The sequence below is a fragment of the Bradyrhizobium sp. USDA 4510 genome (assembly GCF_054059095.1).
On sequence record NZ_JBSSBT010000001.1, the window covers coordinates 7605235 to 7623081 of the forward strand.

Sequence of the window (17847 nt, forward strand, 5' to 3'; positions counted from 1 at the left end):
ACGCCTAACCTTGCTGCCAAGCAGAAGCGGCGCAACAAGCCGGCATCACGGGGAGAACGTCATGGTCTCGATCAACCGGCGCACATGGCTCACCGGCGCGGCAGGCGCGGGACTTGCCGCGGTCGCGGGTCTTAAGCCTTCGCTGGCCGACGACACGCCAGGCGTCACCGCGACCGAGATCAGGATCGGCAGCACCACCTCCCTGAGCGGCCCGGTATCCGCGCTCGGCGTGCAGGCGCGCTGCCAGGAAGCCTATTTCAAGATGCTGAACGAGCAGGGCGGCATCGCCGGCCGGCAGATCAAATACATCTACTACGACGATGCGTTCAACCCGGCGAAGACGGTCGAGCAGGTGCGCCGCCTGATCGAAAGCGACAATGTCGCCTTCCTGTTCAACATGCTCGGTACCGCGCCGAACTCGTCGGTCGTCAAATACATCAACGCCGCCAAGGTGCCGCACTTGTTCCTGTCGGTGAATGGCGACAAATGGGGCGACTACAAGACCTATCCCTGGACCATGGGCTTTGCGCCGAGCGCGCGGACCGAGGCGCAGGTGTTCGTCAAGTATGCACTGAGCCAGAACAAGAACGCGAAATTCGCGGTGCTCTACCAGAACGACGACCTCGGCAAGGATTTCGTCGCCGGAGCCAAGGACGTGCTCGGCGAGCGGTTCGCGACCGCGGCCGTGGTGGCCTCGCACGAGGTTACCGATCCCACGATCGATTCCCAGATCGTTGCGCTGCGCGGCGGCAACCCAGATGTGCTGATCTCCGGCACCACGGCAAAGTTCTGCGCGCAGTCGATCCGCAAGATCTATGAGCTCGGCTGGAAGCCGATGCACTTCATCGCCAGCGGCGCCGCCTCGATCTCCTCGACCATCGCGCCTGTCGGCCTCGACAAGTCGCAGGGCACGATCTCGTCGGCCTATGTCAAGGACGTCGCCGACCCCGCCTGGGCCAATGATCCCGGCGTGAAGAACTTCCTCGCCTTCATGGAGAAGTACTTCCCCGACGGCAATCCGAAGGAAGGCTACAACCTCTACGCCTACACGGTGGCGCAGGTGCTGAAGATCGTGCTCGAGCAGTGCAAGGGCAATTTCACGCGCGACAACATCATGGCGCAGGCCAACAACCTGAAGGACATCGAGGTGCCGACGCTGTTGCCCGGCATCCGCGTCAACACCAGCCCGACCAATCATCACCCGCTGCAGCAGCTTCAGCTGCAACGGATCGAAGGTCCGGGCTGGCTGCGGTTCGGGGAGGTGATCCAGGGCGCGAATTTGTAGCGGAGAACAACCCCAATGTCGTCCCGGCGAAGGCCGGGACCCATAACCACCGCTGCTCATTATTTAACAGCGCGTCTGCCATCCCGCATCACGGATAGATCACGCGGTATGGGTCCCGGCGAAAGCCGGGACGACAGCGGAGGTTACGTCAGCGCGCGCTCGCTCGCGGTTTGCCCGGTGCGGTAGATCGCAAGGTCCCGCGAGCCGGAGAAGATCGCGCGCGGCTTCAAGCCATAGAAGCGACGGATCGAGTGGCTGAAATGCGTGCTATCGGGATAGCCGATATCCTGCGCGAGATGCGCGAGGTTGATGTCCTGGTTGGCGAAGTGCAGCAGATGCCGCGCGCGCTTCCAGGCGCGGAAGGAGCGGAACGAGATCCCGGTCTCCTCCTTGAACAGATGCAGGAAGCGCGAGGGCGATAGCCCGGCCTCGGCGGCGCAGCCTGCCGCGGTCACCGGCTCGCCGGAGAATTGCCCGATGCGGCCGATCGCGCGCACGACACGCGGATCGAGCACGCGCTGCGGCAGCGCGTCGCCGAAGCACATGGTGTCGAACTCGGCATTCGCGATCGCGTCGCGATGCTGCATCTCGGCGAGCGTCGCATAGGCGTTGCGAATGCGATTGGCGAACAGATGGGAGTCCGATCCTTGCAGACGGCGGGCGACGGCTTCGAGCGTGCCGTCGGGCACGCTTTCCGGCTCGATCGCGACGCAGATCGCCGAGCGATATTCGCTGGTGATGGTGTGGCGCAGGTTCGGCATCGTCACCGCGAGTTCGCCATGCGACTCGCGGCCTTCGCTGGTCGACAGATGCAAGCCGTCGCGGATCGCGACATAGACATGGAATGCACCGGGACAGCGCTCGCGCGGGCGTCCGAGCAGCCCGGCATAGAACACCCGTTCCGGCGTGATCAGCATCCGGTGACCGGATTGCTGGCTGGAGCTCTGGCACTTCGCGTCCACGATCGCGTCCATGGCGGTTCCTCCTCGCGCGGCTCTTTGGGCCGCTGCGGCGGAGCTACCATAACGCAAATTCGCACGCTGTCACTGCAACGAAACGTCGTCATTCCGGGGCGATGCGACAGCATCGAACCCGGAATCTCGAGATTCCGGGTCTGGTGCTAACGCACCATCCCGGAATGACGAGCGCTAACGCCGCGCCCGCGGCGCAACGCTCTGTTCCTGACCGGCTTTTTGCTCCGCCGCGACCGCGCGCTGGTAACCGTCGCGCTGCTGCAGCCGCGCCCAATAGGCCGCGACATTCGGCCCGAAATCCTTGGCGAGGCCGATATTGCTGGCGAGACGGAGCGCATAACCGTTGGCGATGTCGGCTGCGGTGAAGCGTTCCGCGCAGAGGAATTCCGACTTCGCGGCGGCGGCCTCGACCGCGCGCAGGCGGCCCAGGAACCATTTTGCATAATCGCCCGAGACCTGCGGGTTGCGCCGCTCCTCCGGCTCAAGCTGGCTGTAGCGGAGCACCAGCGTCTGCGGGAAGGTCAGCGTCGCGTCGGAAAAATACATCCAGTTCAGGAACGCGCCATAGGCCGGCTCGTCGACGCCGACGATCAGCGGCGTCGGGCCGTATTTGGTGCCGAGATAATGGCAGATGCCGGAGGACTCCGTCATCCTGGTCTCGCCATCGATCATGAACGGGATGGTGCCGAGCGGATTGATGCCGAGATATTCCTTGGCGAACACCCGCGGCGGGAACGGCAGCATCTTCAGCTCATAGGCAAGCCCGAGCTCCTCCAGCATCCACAGCGGACGGAACGAGCGCGCGGCGTCGCAGTGATAGAGCGTGATCATCAGGCGTTTCCCTTTTGCTTCAGGCCAGGCAGCGTGCCCATCATCTTGCACAATACCATGAGCATGACCTCGTCGGCGCCGCCGCCGATCGAGGTCAGGCGGCTGTCGCGATAGGCGCGGCTGACCGGCGTCTCGTTGGTGAAACCCATGCCGCCCCAATATTGCAGGCAGGCATCGGTAAGCTCGCGGCCGAGCCGGCCGGCCTTCAGCTTGGCCATGGTCGCGAGCCGCGTCACGTCCTCGCCGGCCACCAGCGCCTCGCCGGCACGATAGATCAGCGAGCGCAGCAGCTCGACCTCGGTCTGCATTTCCGCGAGCTTGAAGTGCACCACCTGATTGTCGAGGATCGAGCCGCCGAACGCCTTGCGGTTGCGAGTGTAGTCGATGGTCTCGTTGATGATGAATTCATGCGCCTTGAGGCAGGCGGCCGCACCCCACAGCCGCTCCTCCTGGAACTGGATCATCTGGTAGGTGAAGCCCTGGCCCTCCTCGCCGATCCGGTTGCGCTTCGGCACCCGGACATTGTCGAAGAAGATCTGCGCCGTATCCGACGAACGCATGCCGAGCTTGTCGAGCTTGCGCGCGATCTGCACGCCCTTTGTCTTCATGGGCACGCAGATCAGCGACTTGTTGCGATGGACCGGGCCGTCGCTGGTGTTGGCGAGCAGGCAGATCCAGTCGGCCTGGGTGCCGTTGGTGATCCACATCTTGCCGCCATTGATGACGTAGTCGTCGCCGTCGGCGCGCGCACTGGTCTTGATCGAGGCGACGTCGGAGCCGGCGCCGGGCTCGGAGACGCCGATGCAGGCGACCTGATCGCCGGCAATCGCCGGGCTGAGGAATTCGCGCCGCACCTCGTCGGAGCCGAACCGCGCCAGCGCCGGCGTCGCCATGTCGGTCTGCACCCCGATCGCCATCGGCACGCCGCCGCAGGTGATGGCGCCTAGCTCCTCGGCCATCATCAGCGCGTAGGAATAATCCAGTCCCTGGCCGCCGAACTCGACCGGCTTGTTGAGGCCGAGGAAGCCAAGATCGCCGAGCTTCTTGAACAGCTCATGCGCCGGGAAGATGTCGGCCTTCTCCCATTCGTCGACATGGGGATTGATCTCGGCCGCGATGAACTTCTGTAGAGCGCGGCGCGGTTCGTCGTGGTCGGCGGTGAAGAGCATGTTCTCGAACTATCCTTTGTCATTCCGGGGCGATGCGAAGCATCGAACCCGGAATCTCGATCCATTACCTCTGGATTCCGGGTTCGCGCTGGCGCGCGCCCCGGAATGACCTTGCCTTCTCACCTCCCCCTGAAAGGGGGAGGTCGGCACGTTCGGCTATGCCGAGCGGGCCGGGTGGGGGTCAAACTAGCAGTCCGACTCGCGGCTTGACCCCCACCCTGCCCTCCCCCTTTCAGGGGGAGGGTTCACAATCCGCCTTTTCGCCGCGACCACATCATCACCTGACGCGATCACAACCCCATCTGCCGGCTCGCGAGGTCCTTCATGATCTCCTCGGTGCCGCCGCCGATGGCGTTGACCTTGACCTCGCGGTAGATACGCTCGACCTTGACGCCGCGCATGAAGCCGGCGCCGCCGAAGATCTGCACCGCCTCGGAGGCGCAATGCGCCATGGTCTGGGTCGCCTGATTCTTCATCATGCAGATCTCGGCGACCGGGCTTTCGCCCTGGCCGAGCCGCCATGCCAGCATTTCCAGCATCGCCTGCGAGACCGCGACCTTCTGTGCCATGTCGACGATCTTGTGCCTGATCACCTGGTGCTGCGCGATCGGCTTGCCGAACGTCTTGCGCTCCTTGGCATAGGCGACCGCCTCGTCGAGGCAGACGCGCGCATAGGCGGTGCAGCTCGCCGCCATGCCCATGCGCTCGCTGTTGAAGTTCTGCATGATGATCTTGAAGCCCTGCCCTTCCTCGCCGATCAGGTTCTCGACCGGCACGCGGCATTCGTCGAAGTGAAGCGTCGCGGTATCCGACGCCCACCAGCCCATCTTCTTCAGCTTGGTGCGGGACAGACCGGGCGTATTGCCTTCGATCAACAGCAGGCTGACGCCGCCGGGACCTTCGCCGCCGGTGCGCACCGCGACCGTCAGATAGTCGGCGCGCATGCCCGAGGTGATGAAGGTCTTCTCGCCGGAGACGACGTAGTGATCGCCGTCGCGCCGCGCCCTGGTGCGCAGGTTCGCGACATCGGAGCCGCCGCTCGGCTCGGTGATCGCGAGCGCGGAGATCTTCTTGCCGGCGAGCACCTCCGGCAGCACCCGCGCCTTGACCTCGGGTCGCGCGGCACGGGCGATCGGCGGCGAACCGATGGTGTGGCTCATCAGGCTCGAGGAGACGCCGCCGGCGCCGGCACGCGCCAGCTCCTGCGAGGCCACGATTCTCATGAACTGGTCGGCGGCGATGCCGCCATATTCTTCCGGGAAGCCGAGGCCGAGTAGCCCGATCGCGGACGCCTTGGCATAGAGCTCGCGCGGAAACTCGCCGTCCTCGTCCCATTGATGGGCATAAGGCTCGATTTCCCTGGCAACAAAGCGCCGCATCACCTCGCGAAAGGCCTCATGCTCGCCGGTGTAGAACGGGTTTGCCATCCGCGTGCTCCGTTGATTCTTCCCTCCGACGATGTCCGGATTTCTCCCGGTTCACTTGCGTCGAGTGGCTGCCATCGGTGCCGACGCCCGGTCCGGCGATTTGCCAGCCACTAAACGCAAGACAGTATCCTTATACGCCCCCTCCACTGCCAATTCATGGCATCAATTGAGCCAGGAACAGGCGGCGCAAGACTGCCGTTCCGGAGGAGGGAAATTTGCCGGTTCGTTACTACGACTGGATCGCGCATCATCGCCGGCGCACGCCGGACAAGATGGCGCTTGTCGATCTCGCCAGCGGACGCCGCTTCAGCTATGCGGAGCTCGACGCCCGCGTGTCGCGGCTCGCGGCCTGGCTGCGCGATGGGCTCAAGGTTGCCAGCGGCGACCGCGTCGCGGTGCTGGCGCTGAACACGACGGATACGCTGGAGGTGCAGTTCGCCTGCTTCCGGATCGGCGCGATCTTTCTGCCGCTCAACACCCGCCTCACCGTTCCCGAGCTGCGCTACATCACCGGCGACGCCGCGCCGAAGGTGATGATCCATGACGACGACCTCGCCGAGACCGCGCTTGCGGTGGCAAAGCTCTGCAATGTCGCTGCGACCGTGAGGCTCGGCCCGGGCGGCGCCTATGAGACCGGCATTGCGGCAGCCGCGCCGCTCGAACGGTTCGAGGAGGTCATGCTCGATGACATCTCGACCATCATGTACACCTCGGGGACGACGGGCCAGCCCAAGGGCGCGATCATCACTCATGGGATGACGTTCTGGAATTGCGTCAATCTCGGCGGCCCCGCCTACATCTCGCCGGCCTCGGTGCTGCTCACGGTGCTGCCGCTGTTCCACACCGGCGGGCTGAATTGCTACACCAACCCGGTGCTGCATGCCGGCGGCACCGTGCTGATCATGCGCGCCTTCGATCCCGGCGAGGCGCTGAAGCTGATCGGCGATCCCTTGCAGGGCATCAACGTGTTCTTCGGCGTGCCCGCGATCTACCAGTTCATGGCGCAGCATCCTTCCTTCGCCACAGCGGATTTCAGCCGCCTCGTGATTGGCGGCGTCGGCGGCGCGCCGATGCCGGTGCCGCTGCTCAAGACCTGGGAGGCGCGCGGCGTCGCGCTGCAGCAGGGCTACGGCATGACCGAGACCTCGCCGGCGGTGATGGTGCTCGACCGCGAGGATGCCGCGCGCAAGGCCGGCTCCTCCGGCAAGCCGGTGCTGCACACCGAGGTCCGCATCGTGCGGCCCGACGGCAGCGACGCCGCGGTCGGCGAGCTCGGCGAACTCTGGGTCAAGGGCCCGAACATCACGCCGGGCTACTGGAACAGGCCGGACGCCAATGCCTCCTCCTTCACCGACGGCTGGCTGCACACCGGCGACGCCACGCGGATCGACGAGGAAGGCTTCTACTACATCGTCGACCGCTGGAAGGACATGTACATCTCGGGCGGCGAGAACGTCTATCCGGCCGAGGTCGAGAGCGTGCTGCATCAATTGGCGGCCGTCGCCGAAGCCGCCGTGATCGGCATCCCCGACGAGCAATGGGGCGAAGTCGGCATGGCGATCATTGCCGTGAAATCCGGCCATTCGCTGACCCCGGCCGAGGTCCACGCGCATTGCCAGGCCAATCTGGCGCGGTTCAAATGCCCGCGCCTGATCGAATTCATCGAGGTCCTGCCGCGAAACGCGACAGGCAAAATTCATAAGCCGACGCTCCGGCAACAATTCAGCCGGCCGAAGCCAACCGATACCGCGGGGTGAGCCAGACGCGCGCCGCGCGTTCCGGAATTCGCCGCGACAAGGATTGCCCCGCTGCCGTCTGCCGGGACCGGCTGCGGGTTCGTTGCGTAAGTCCCCAACCAAGATCAATCGAGGAAATTTCCTTTATGAGAACAACAACACTGTCGCTGCTGGCAACCGCCACGGCGCTCTGCCTGCTCTCCACCCAGGCCGCCTTTGCACAAAAGAAGTATGATACCGGCGCCTCCGACACCGAGATCAAGATCGGCAATGTCGAGGCCTATAGCGGTCCCGCCTCCGCCTACGGCGTCATCGGCAAGACCGAAGAAGCCTATTTCAAGATGATCAACGACCAGGGCGGCATCAACGGCCGCAAGATCAACTGGATCTCCTATGACGACGGCTACTCGCCGCCGAAGACCGTGGAGCAGATCCGCAAGCTGATCGAGAGCGACGAAGTGTTCCTGGTGTTCAACGCGCTGGGCACGCCGACCCAGACCGCGGTGCAGAAGTATCACAACGCCAAGAAGGTGCCGCAGCTGTTCCTCGCCACCGGCGCCAGCAAGTGGAACGATCCGAAGGATTTCCCGTGGACCATGGGTTTCCAGCCGAGCTATCGCGTCGAGGCGCGGATCTTCGGCAAGTACATCCTGAAGGCCAAGCCGGATGCCAAGGTCGCGATCTTCTATGCCAATGACGATTTCGGCAAGGATTACCTGGTCGGCCTGAAGGAGATCCTCGACAAGTCGAGCGTCAAGATCGTCGCCGAAGAGAGCTACGAGACCACCGAACCGTCGATCGACTCCCACATCGTCAAGCTGAAGGACACCGGCGCCGACGTGTTCGTCAACATCTCGACGCCGAAATTCGCGGCGCAGGCGATCAAGAAGATCGCCGAGCTCAACTGGAAGCCGATGCAGGTGATGACCGACGTCTCGATCTCGATCGGCGCGGTGATGAAGCCCGCCGGGCTTGAAGCTTCCGAAGGCGTGCTGTCGGCCGGCTACCTGAAGGACGCGTCCGATCCGCAATGGAAGAATGACGAGGGCATGAAGAAGTTCATGGCCTTCGCCGAGAAGTACATGCCGGGCTCCAACCTCGCCGACGCCAATCTGGTCTATGGCTACGCCGCGGCGCAGACCATGGTGCAGGTGCTGAAGCAGGCCGGCGACAACCTGACACGTGAGAACGTGATGAAGCAGGCCGCGAGCCTGAAGGATTTTGCGCCCGACACGCTGATCCCCGGCATCAGGATCAACACCAGCGCGACCGACTTCGCGCCGGTCGAGCAGCTCAAGATGATGCAGTTCAAGAACGGGCAGTGGGAGCTGTTCGGCGACATCATCAGCGCCGAGACCGGCGGCTAGCGTGACGCGCACCGCCACCAAACATCAGCCATCGCGAAGCCGCCCATCCGGGCGGCTTCGTTTGTTTTGCGAATCGCGGGTGAAGCCAAGCCGAGCGACGCGCAAGCTATCTCACCGTCACCCTGAGGAGCCGCGAAGCGGCGTCTCGAAGGGTCGACGGCCGGGCTCTCTCCCGAGTCGATGCATACGGGCCGTGCATCCTTCGAGGCTCGCCCAGCGGCGCAATCGCGCCGCAAGGCTCGCACCTCAGGATGACGGACCTAACTCTGCCGTTGTCATCCCGGCAAGAAAATCGCGAACGGCTCATCGATCGTTCGACGCAAATGCTCGCGATAGGCGGCGTAGTTCGCGTCATCCGCCGACACCCGGCCGAGGCTGGGCTTGGGCACGTTCTTCACCGGCAGGAACGCGATCGGCGCGGCGACCGGCGTCAGCAGCGAGCCGCGGCCGGCGAGCAGCGTCGTGATGATGCCGTACATCTCGCCGGAATTGCGCGGGCGCGACACCGTGATCACGCGATGCTGGCCGTGCCTGTTGGTCACGAGGTAGACGAAGCCGGATTCATTGGGCACCGCGACTTCGCCGTACTGCGTATAGTCGGCGTCCTGCCGCTCGCCCTCGCGAAAGCCGAGCGACGACGACGCTTCGTCCCAGGTGATCTCCGTCCGATAGGCATAGAGCGCGCCCTGCTCGCCGAACGACGGCCGCACCGTGATGTAGGTCCCTTCGATGCGCGCCACCGCGCGGCGCGAATAGGACCCGAGGCTGTCGGGTGCGATCCCGCCATTGGCGGGTGCGGCCACCGTGATCGTCTCCGGCAGCTTGCGCAAGGACACACCCAGCGCCTGCTCCAGCCGCACGGTGGTCGCAAGCGTGAACGGGCGGCGGCCGCCGAGCACCTTCTCCAGGGTCGAGAGGCTGAGCTTGGCCTGCTCGGCCAGCGTCTGCCGCGAGATGCGGCGGCGCGCGATTTCCTCGCGGATGGTCTCCGCTACCTGCTGGCTCTGCTCGGCGGATAGCTGCTTGTCAGGCGTCGGCATCAAGATTCCTGCCCGGTTCCCCTTGATTCCGCGCAGTCTAGCAGACCGGACAATCCATCACCAAACCGCACAAATCCGCCTCAGCCGGCGGCGGGCCGCGCCGGACGGCGGCCAATCATTGCCGATCATTCTGCTCGCGCCAAAACCGCCGTTCTCCATGATCGCGAGGCAGCGAAAGCCTCGCTCGGGAGTGACGAAAATGACGATTTACGATGCATGTGAGAGCAGCCCGGAGATCCGCCTGTCGCGCAGGATGCGCATTGCGCTGTTCTTTCTGGTGGAAGGTGTGGCCGCGCTGGTGATCGGCTTTGCGGCCTTGTTCGTGAGTTTCGATCCGGTGTGGTCGGCCGAACTGCCGCGACAGGCGGTGCTGCGTCCATCAGATGCGCGCTCCGGCTCGCTGCTGTTCAAGACCGATGACGGCTATCGGGATGCGCTGAGGCTCGGCATTGACGTCGACCTCACCGTGTCGGGTCCGACGGTCCGCGCCCGCGTCACGCAGATCTTCCGCAACCCGACCAAGGACTGGGTGGAGGCGACCTATGTCTATCCGCTGCCGGCGGGCGGCGCGGTCGACACGCTGAAGATGGTGGTCGGCGACCACGTCGTGGTCGGCGACATCAAGGAGCGGCAGCGGGCTCGCGCCATCTATGAGCAGGCCAAGCAGAATGGCCAAAAGGCCGCGCTCACCGAACAGGAGCGGCCCAACATCTTCACCAATTCCGTTGCCAATATCGGCCCCGGCGAAACCGTGCTGGTGCAGATCGAATATCAGGAGCCGGTGCAGCAGAACGGCAGCGAGTTCTCGCTGCGGGTGCCGATGGTGGTCGGCCCGCGCTACAATCCGCGCCCGGTGGTGCAAAGCGTCGATCTCCGCGCCGACGGCAACGGCTGGGGCGCCACGTCAACCGATCCCGTGCCGGACCGCGACCGCATCTCCCCCGAAGTGCTCGACCCTGCCACAAATGCGCCGGTCAATCCGACCAACATCACGGTGCATCTGAACGCCGGCTTCGCGCTCGGCGAGGTGACGAGCCATTTCCACCAGGTCAGGATCGAGAGCCCCGACAGCACCACGCGGCTCGTCAAGCTCGCCGAAGGCCCGGTGCCGGCCGATCGTGATTTCGAGCTCACCTGGAAGCCGGCCGCCGAGAAGGCGCCGTCGGTCGGGCTATTCCGCGAGCATGTCGGCAATTCCGACTATCTGCTCGCTTTCGTCACCCCGCCGTCGGTCGAGCAGGCGCAACAGAAGCCGTTGCCGCGCGAAGTGATCTTCGTGATCGACAATTCCGGTTCGATGGGTGGCACCTCGATCATCCAGGCCAAAGCGAGCCTGACTTACGCGATCGGTCGCTTGCAGCCGACCGATCGCTTCAACGTGATCCGGTTCGACGACACCATGGACACGCTGTATCCGGCACCGGTCGCGGCAAACAACGCCAATGTCGGCAACGCGACGGCGTTCGTCAGCGCGCTGCAGGCCCGCGGCGGCACCGAGATGGTGCCGGCGATGCGCGCAGCGCTGTCCGACACCAACCATGACGACGCCAACTACGTCCGTCAGGTCGTGTTCCTGACCGACGGCGCCATCGGCAACGAGCAGCAATTGTTCGAGACCATCAGCGCGCTGCGCGGCCGCTCGCGGGTGTTCATGGTCGGCATCGGCTCGGCGCCGAACACCTATCTGATGACGCGCGCCGCCGAACTCGGCCGCGGCACCTTCACCCATATCGGCTCGGTCGAGCAGGTCGACGAGCGCATGCGCGGCCTGTTCGCCAAGCTGGAAAATCCCGCGGTGACTAGCCTCTCCGCGAAATTCTCCGAGGCGACGGCCGACCTGACACCGTCGGCACTGCCCGACGTCTATCGCGACGAGCCGCTGGTGCTGGCCGCCAAGCTCGACAAGCTGGCCGGCTCGGTCGAGATCAAGGGCCGTATCGGCGATCGCCCGTGGAGCGTGACGCTGCCGCTCGCGAATGCCGCTGAGGGCAAGGGCCTGTCGAAACTGTGGGCCCGGCGCAAGATCGCCGATGCCGAAGTGGCGCGCACCACGCGGCAGCAGAACCCCGAGGACGCCGACAAGACCATCCTCGCGCTGGCGCTGGAGCATCAGCTCGTCACGCGGCTGACCAGCCTTGTCGCGGTCGACAAGACGCCGAGCCGCCCGGAAGGCGAGCCGCTGAAGTTGAGCGAACTCCCGCTCAACCTGCCCGCCGGCTGGGATTTCGCGAAGCTGTTCGGCGAGCGTCCGAGTCTGCCGGCCGTCCCGGGCGAGCGGCGCGCCGGCGACGGCAACCTGCAGCTCGCTGCGCTGAAGCGGTCACCGGTCGCCACGCAAGGTCCCGGCACGATCCAGCTGCCGAAGACCGCGACCGATGCGGAGCTGAAGATGATCGCGGGCGTGATCCTGCTCACGGTGAGCATTCTCCTCCTGGTGTTCAACCGGCGTCAGACGTCGCCCCAATGACGTCGGATGAAAGGAGGAGGTGCCCCCCAACCTCCTCCTTCAAGAGCGCGCGCGGCGTTCCCACCCGTCCCCCAGGGGCCGCGCGCGCAACTTTTTTTCCAACCCGCAATGTCATTCCGGGGCGACGCGCAGCATCGAACTATGGTGCGCGCTTGCGCGCCTGAGAATCTCGAGATTCCGGGTCTGGTCCTTCGGACCATCCCGGAATGACAGCAACAGGCGCAACAATGCCCCGCTTCATCCCATCCCTCGCCTTCGCCCTCATCGGCCTGATCCTGTTCGGCCAGGGCGCCTATATCCACGCCAAGGCGCTGCTCGCACAGGTGCTGCTGGAGCGCGCCTTCACACAAAGCATCGCGACCGGCCAGCCGGTGAGGCCGTGGAGCTGGGCCGATACCTGGCCAGTGGCGCGGATCGAGGTGAAGCGTCTGCACGCCTCCGCGATCGTGCTTGCCGGCAGCAGCGGCCAGGCGCTGGCGTTCGGCCCCGGCCATGTCGAACAGACAGTCGATGCCGGCGAGCGGGGCGTCGCGGTCTATTCCGCTCACCGCGACACGCATTTTCGCTTTCTGAGGGATGTCACAATCGGTGACGAGATCGACGTCACGCGAAGCGACGGCAAGACGTTTCGCTATCGGGCCGATCGCAGTTCGGTGGTCCGCTTCGATCAATCGGGGATCGATCCGCTCACCGACCGTCGTGAACTGGTGCTGTCGACCTGCTGGCCGTTCGATGCGCTGACATCGGGGCCCGAGCGTTATCTGTTGCACGCGACTTTGGTCGAAACGGATTCGCGCCCGCGCGGATCGGGTTCCTGATACGCAATCAATTTTGCGCCTGCCGGGATATTGCGCGCGGTGCCCTGACCTGCGCCGGCATGAGTTGCTACCCCCTTTCCCTCGCCATAAAAACAATGAAAAATCGCGCGCCTCACGGTGATCCGCCGTGGCCAGAGGAAACAAAGACAACAAGGATAAGGGCAGGCTCCATGGAAGCTTTCGCAAGCACCGCGTCTCATGTGTCCCACGAATGGGCGCCGCCCGCTGACGCCAGTGATATCGTCAAGAGCATCCACGCGATGCTGCATCCGCGCAACATCGTGCTGGTCGGTGCCACCGACAAGCCCGGCAATTACGCCGAACGGATCTGGAACAATCTGGTCAAATACGGATATGCCGGCGGCCTCTATCCGATCAACGCCAAGCGCGAAGCGATCTGGGGCGTAACCTGCTACAAGGACTTCGCTAGCCTTCCCGAAAAACCCGACCATGTGCTGGTGCTGGTGCCGGCCCGGTTTGCCGTGCAGGTGATCCGCGATGCGGCCGCGGCCGGCGCACGCTCGGCGACCATCGTCACCTCGGGCTTCAGCGAGCTGCAGGATGAGGAAAGCCAGCGGCTTGCGGTCGAGCTGAAGCAGGCGATCAAGGAGACCGGGCTTGCGGTCACCGGTCCGAATTGCCTCGGCAATCTCAGCGCCGGCGAGAACCTGTTCACCAATATCGACGACCGCATCGTCACCATGGAGCAGGGCGCGGTGGCGATCGCCGGCCAATCCGGCGCGATCGTGATGGCGATCCGCCAGGCGCTGGAGGATCGTGGGGTCGGCGTCGGCTACATGGTCACGACTGGCAATGAATCCGGCCTCGAGACCCCGGACCTGATGAGCTATTTCGCCGCCGATCCGAGCATCCGTGTCATCGTGGTCTATCTCGAAGGCGTCAGGAACACGAAGGTATTCCGCGATGCCTGCAAGGCCGCGCGCGCCGCCGGCAAGCCGGTGATCGCGCTCAAGCTCGGCGCCTCCGAAGGCGGCCGCGCGGCGGCGATGGCGCATACCGGCGCGCTCGCCGGCTCGATCGAGACCTTCGATGCGATCTCGACCCGCGAAGGCGTGATCCGGGTGCGTGGGCTGGATGAACTGATCGAAACCACCGAGTGCTTCGTGCATGCCGATCCGCCGAAGGGCAATCGCCTCGCGGCGGTGTCGCTGTCGGGCGGCAAGCGCGGCCTCCTGATCGACGCGTTCTATTCCGCCGGGCTGAACTTCGCGCCGCTGAGCCCGAACGCATCGGAGCAGCTGGCGAAGATGCTCGGCCCCGGCAGCATTGTCGGCAATCCGCTCGACGCTGGCTTTGCCGCGGTGGTCGATCCCTCCGTCTACATGAAGTCGATCAAGATCATGATCGACGATCCCGACACCGATATCGTCATCATCGATGCCGAGCTGCCGAAGGCGCCGCACGAGCTGCGCGAGCGCAATCTGCGCATCGTCAACGAGATGGCGGGCCGGGCCAACAAGCCGGTGATCTATATCAGCGCGATGTCGATCGGCTTCACCGAATTTACCAAGGGGCTGCGCAAATCGCTGCCCGATATCGCGGTCATGCAGGGCCTCGACCGCGCGGTCGGCGCGATCAAATCGCTGATCGAATATGCCGGCCTGCGCAAGGAGGTGCCCGATATCGCGTCGAGCTCGAAGGCATCGGCGCGCGCGGTGCTGGAGAAGACGCTGAAGGCCGCCAACGGCGCCGCCGCGCTCGACGAGGTCGCCTCGAAGAAGCTGCTCAAGGCCTACGGCATCCCGATCTCAAAGGAAGAGGTTGCGCAGACCGCGGCCGAGGCCGTGAAGATCGCCAAGCAGATCGGCTTCCCGGTGGTCGCCAAGGTGGTCAGCCCCGACATCCTGCACAAATCCGATATCGGCGGCGTGGTGCTGAATCTCGCCAATGCGGCCGAGGTGAAGAAAGCCTTCAACGACATCACCGCGCGAGTGAAGAAGCTGAAGGGCAAGCCGAAACTCGAGGGCATCCTGATCGCGCAACAGGTCAAGGCCGACCTCGAGCTCGTGGTCGGCGCCTCGCTCGACGCCGAGATGGGCCCCGTCGCGCTGTTCGGCACCGGCGGCGTCGATATCGAGCTGATGAAGGACGTCGCGCTCGCCGGCGCGCCGCTCGACGCCGCCGAGGCGAAGGAGCTGATCGCCAGGACCAAGGCCGGGGTCAAGATGAAGGGCTATCGCGGCAAGCCCGCGCTGCACGAGCCGTCGGCAGTGAAGGCGCTGGTCGGGCTCTCCAACCTGATGGCCGACGCCAATGGCCGCATTGCCTCGATCGACGTCAACCCGTTCCTGATCAACAGCAAGCTCGGCGTCGCCGTCGACGGCCTGATCGTGCTGAACAACGCCGCCGCGAACAAGGCCGCGGGGCATTAGGGTTCGATACTCGCTTTTTCCTTCCCCGTCATCCTGAGGTGCGAGCGGAGCGAGCCTCGAAGGATGCACGGCCCGGCTGGTGGCCGTCGATCCTTCGAGACGCCGCTTCGCGGCTCCTCCAGCGACAAAGGCGAAGCCTTTGCGCGGGGATGACGGAACTCTGAGCCCGTCAGCGCTTCGACCGCCACCGCGCGCTAGAGCTTTTCCCGTTCCGATGGAATCGGAACGGGGCTCTAGATTCTTGTTTTGACGCGTTTTCTTCACGCGAACCGGTATCCACTTCGCTCGAAAACGCTCTAAAAGCTCGCGCCCCATTGCCGCGCGGTCTGCATCACCCAGTCGCGATAGAGTGTCAGCGGCGTCACGCCGGTGATGCCGCCGCAGCCGGCGGCGCCGTTCGGTCCCGTCGACCAACTCACCACGCCGACGATTGCGGGACCGCCCTGCTTGTCCTCGAACACCGGCGCGCCGGAATCGCCGGTGCAGGCCCCGAGCCCGTCGCGCACGCCCTGCCCGACCGGATCGACGAGACGGATCTGCAACGTGCCGGGCTTGCCGCTCGCGATCAGGCCGGCGACGCGGGTGGCGCCGCCGCTCTTGCCGTCACCACGCACGGTGACGCCGACGCCCGCGATGGTGAAGCGGCCGCCGACCTGGATCGGAATGTTTGGCATGCCGAGCGCGGCCGGCGCCTTGCCTGCGGCCGGCGCCGCGAGCTGCAGCAGCGCGACATCGGCGGTCGCGACATGATTGGTCATCGCCTGCATCCGAAAGCCGGGATGGATCGCAACCGTCCTGACGTCCTGTAGCTTCGGCTGCCTGTCCGCGCCATATTCGACAATCTTGTAATCGGCACCGGGCTGCACGCAATGCGCCGCGGTCAGCACGACCTTCGGCGCGATCAGCGCACCGGTGCAGAAATTGCCGCGCGAGCCAACGATCGTGACGACGGAGCGCGCAACGCCATCCGTCGACGGCGCGCCGCCGCCGACGATGGCGAAAGCCGGAGGGCAGACCAGCGACACGAGAACGGCGAGGATCAGGCGGGATGTCTTCATCGGCGAAGCAATAGCCCGCTCCGCGCGGGTCGCCAAGCACCGAACGAGCATCGAACAAGCGCCGGATCGGGCTGGTCCCGGTCTGCGATCCGTGTTAGCCGCTCCTCAAGCAACGCATCATTGGGCAGGAAAGCATGATCGAGGCAGTGATCTGGGATTTCGGCGGCGTGTTGACCACCTCGCCGTTCGAGGCGTTCGCGCGCTATGAGACCGAGCGCGGCCTGCCGATCGACATCATCCGCCGCACCAACGCCGCCAATCATCTCGAGAACGCCTGGGCCAAGTTCGAGCGCGCCGAGATCGATATCGACGCGTTCGACGCGCTGTTCGCCACGGAATCGAAGGCGCTCGGCGCCGAGGTGCGCGGCAAGGACGTGCTGCCGCTGCTCTCGGGCGACCTGCGCCCCGAGATGGTCGAGGCGCTGAAGCGCATCAAGGCGAAATTCAAGACCGGCTGCATCACCAACAACCTGCCGGCGAACGCGATCGGCAGCCGCGGCGGACGCACGCTCTACGTCGCCGAGGTGATGGCGCTGTTCGATCACGTCATCGAGTCCGCGAAGATCGGCCTGCGCAAGCCCGACCCACGGATCTACCAGATGATGGTGGAGACGCTGCAGGTGAACCCGAAGAACTGCGTCTATCTCGACGATCTCGGCGTCAATTTGAAGCCGGCGCGCGAGATGGGCATGACCACGATCAAGGTCGCGAATGCCGCGCAGGCGATCGGCGAGCTTGAAGCCGCGACCGGCCTCACGCTGAGGTGAAGCGGGCTACGCGCCTGTTCATGCCGCATTCACGCGGCGGCTTCTAATTGTCGGCCTCCCCTCGGGTCACGGCGCGATCGCATCGTGACCCCTTTCCTGCTCTGAGCATGACGTTCCGGAAAACCGACGTCCACTTCTCCGGATCATGCCTCGCGGAGGCACTTCCCATGAAACGTCTTGTCGTCGCCCTTGTCTCCGCTGGTTCGCTGCTGATCCCGGTCGCAGCGCTCGCGCAGACAAACACCAGCCCCCACAACAGCGCCGGTGGCAGCTCCCGCGCAACAGAGCGCGTCGACGGCGGCGCCCGTGCCCGGCGCGAAGCGCGCGGCCTGCCAGAGCGCGGCGAAGGCGCTGAAGGGTCAGGAGCGGCACGACCAGATGCAGCTCTGCATGGCGCAGGCGCGGCTCGACTGCCTGAAGCAGGCCATCGACCAAAAGATCACGGGCCCGCAGCGCAAGGATTTCGTGAAGAGCTGCGCGGGTTGACGGTAGCCGGGCTACGAGATTCTTCTCCT

General features: G+C 65.0%; 14 protein-coding genes. 8 read left to right on the forward strand and 6 right to left on the reverse strand.

Annotated elements, in window-relative coordinates:
- The first annotated feature begins 61 nt into the window (after positions 1 to 61).
- Positions 62 to 1285: an ABC transporter substrate-binding protein gene (locus tag ACVMDN_RS35405; protein ID WP_076834865.1), complete on the forward strand. Its 1224-nt coding sequence runs from the start codon at positions 62 to 64 to the stop codon at positions 1283 to 1285.
- A 143-nt stretch (positions 1286 to 1428) separates the two neighbouring features.
- Here the strand turns inward: ACVMDN_RS35405 and ACVMDN_RS35410 are convergent, their stop codons facing one another.
- The 4 genes from ACVMDN_RS35410 to ACVMDN_RS35425 all read right to left on the reverse strand — a co-directional run bounded on the left by ACVMDN_RS35410 (position 1429) and on the right by ACVMDN_RS35425 (position 5686).
- The gene (locus ACVMDN_RS35410) at positions 1429 to 2259 is read right to left on the reverse strand and encodes a helix-turn-helix domain-containing protein (protein ID WP_057021202.1); all 831 of its coding nucleotides are present in this window, start codon (positions 2257 to 2259) and stop codon (positions 1429 to 1431) included.
- 174 nt (positions 2260 to 2433) lie between these two features.
- The gene (locus ACVMDN_RS35415) at positions 2434 to 3090 is read right to left on the reverse strand and encodes a glutathione S-transferase family protein (RefSeq protein WP_076834864.1); all 657 of its coding nucleotides are present in this window, start codon (positions 3088 to 3090) and stop codon (positions 2434 to 2436) included.
- Positions 3090 to 4259, reverse strand: a complete 1170-nt coding sequence (locus ACVMDN_RS35420; protein ID WP_057021200.1) for an acyl-CoA dehydrogenase family protein — start codon at positions 4257 to 4259, stop codon at positions 3090 to 3092. The genes ACVMDN_RS35415 and ACVMDN_RS35420 overlap by 1 nt, the downstream gene beginning before the upstream one ends.
- A 290-nt stretch (positions 4260 to 4549) precedes the next feature.
- Complete coding sequence (locus ACVMDN_RS35425; protein WP_057021199.1) at positions 4550 to 5686, reverse strand: acyl-CoA dehydrogenase family protein; 1137 nt, start codon at positions 5684 to 5686, stop codon at positions 4550 to 4552.
- Between the two features lie 215 nt (positions 5687 to 5901).
- Here ACVMDN_RS35425 and ACVMDN_RS35430 point away from each other — a divergent pair, with 215 nt between their 5' ends.
- Positions 5902 to 7443: an acyl-CoA synthetase gene (locus ACVMDN_RS35430; RefSeq protein ID WP_057021198.1), complete on the forward strand. Its 1542-nt coding sequence runs from the start codon at positions 5902 to 5904 to the stop codon at positions 7441 to 7443.
- 125 nt (positions 7444 to 7568) lie between these two features.
- The gene (locus ACVMDN_RS35435) at positions 7569 to 8789 is read left to right on the forward strand and encodes an ABC transporter substrate-binding protein (RefSeq protein WP_076834863.1); all 1221 of its coding nucleotides are present in this window, start codon (positions 7569 to 7571) and stop codon (positions 8787 to 8789) included.
- A 275-nt stretch (positions 8790 to 9064) separates the two neighbouring features.
- On the opposite strand, the gene ACVMDN_RS35440 is transcribed toward ACVMDN_RS35435, so the two are convergent.
- Positions 9065 to 9829, reverse strand: coding sequence for a helix-turn-helix domain-containing protein (locus ACVMDN_RS35440; RefSeq protein ID WP_076834862.1), 765 nt, complete (start codon positions 9827 to 9829; stop codon positions 9065 to 9067).
- Positions 9830 to 10082: 253 nt separating this feature from the next.
- Here ACVMDN_RS35440 and ACVMDN_RS35445 point away from each other — a divergent pair, with 253 nt between their 5' ends.
- The 3 genes from ACVMDN_RS35445 to ACVMDN_RS35455 all read left to right on the forward strand — a co-directional run bounded on the left by ACVMDN_RS35445 (position 10083) and on the right by ACVMDN_RS35455 (position 15507).
- Complete coding sequence (locus tag ACVMDN_RS35445; RefSeq protein ID WP_371852198.1) at positions 10083 to 12296, forward strand: marine proteobacterial sortase target protein; 2214 nt, start codon at positions 10083 to 10085, stop codon at positions 12294 to 12296.
- 227 nt (positions 12297 to 12523) lie between these two features.
- Positions 12524 to 13114, forward strand: coding sequence for a class GN sortase (locus ACVMDN_RS35450; RefSeq protein ID WP_076834860.1), 591 nt, complete (start codon positions 12524 to 12526; stop codon positions 13112 to 13114).
- Positions 13115 to 13284: 170 nt separating this feature from the next.
- Positions 13285 to 15507 (forward strand): acetate--CoA ligase family protein, encoded by a 2223-nt coding sequence (locus ACVMDN_RS35455; RefSeq protein WP_076834859.1) that lies wholly within the window; start codon positions 13285 to 13287, stop codon positions 15505 to 15507.
- Between the two features lie 296 nt (positions 15508 to 15803).
- Here ACVMDN_RS35455 and ACVMDN_RS35460 read toward each other — a convergent pair whose 3' ends face one another.
- Positions 15804 to 16565: a S1 family peptidase gene (locus ACVMDN_RS35460; protein WP_057021193.1), complete on the reverse strand. Its 762-nt coding sequence runs from the start codon at positions 16563 to 16565 to the stop codon at positions 15804 to 15806.
- 134 nt (positions 16566 to 16699) lie between these two features.
- On the opposite strand from ACVMDN_RS35460, the gene ACVMDN_RS35465 reads away from it, so the two are divergent.
- Both ACVMDN_RS35465 and ACVMDN_RS35470 read left to right on the forward strand, forming a co-directional pair.
- Positions 16700 to 17332, forward strand: coding sequence for an HAD-IA family hydrolase (locus ACVMDN_RS35465; RefSeq protein ID WP_076834858.1), 633 nt, complete (start codon positions 16700 to 16702; stop codon positions 17330 to 17332).
- A 306-nt stretch (positions 17333 to 17638) separates the two neighbouring features.
- On the forward strand, positions 17639 to 17818 hold the full coding sequence (locus ACVMDN_RS35470; protein ID WP_307720420.1) for a hypothetical protein: 180 nt from the start codon (positions 17639 to 17641) through the stop codon (positions 17816 to 17818).
- The last annotated feature ends 29 nt before the right edge of the window (positions 17819 to 17847 follow it).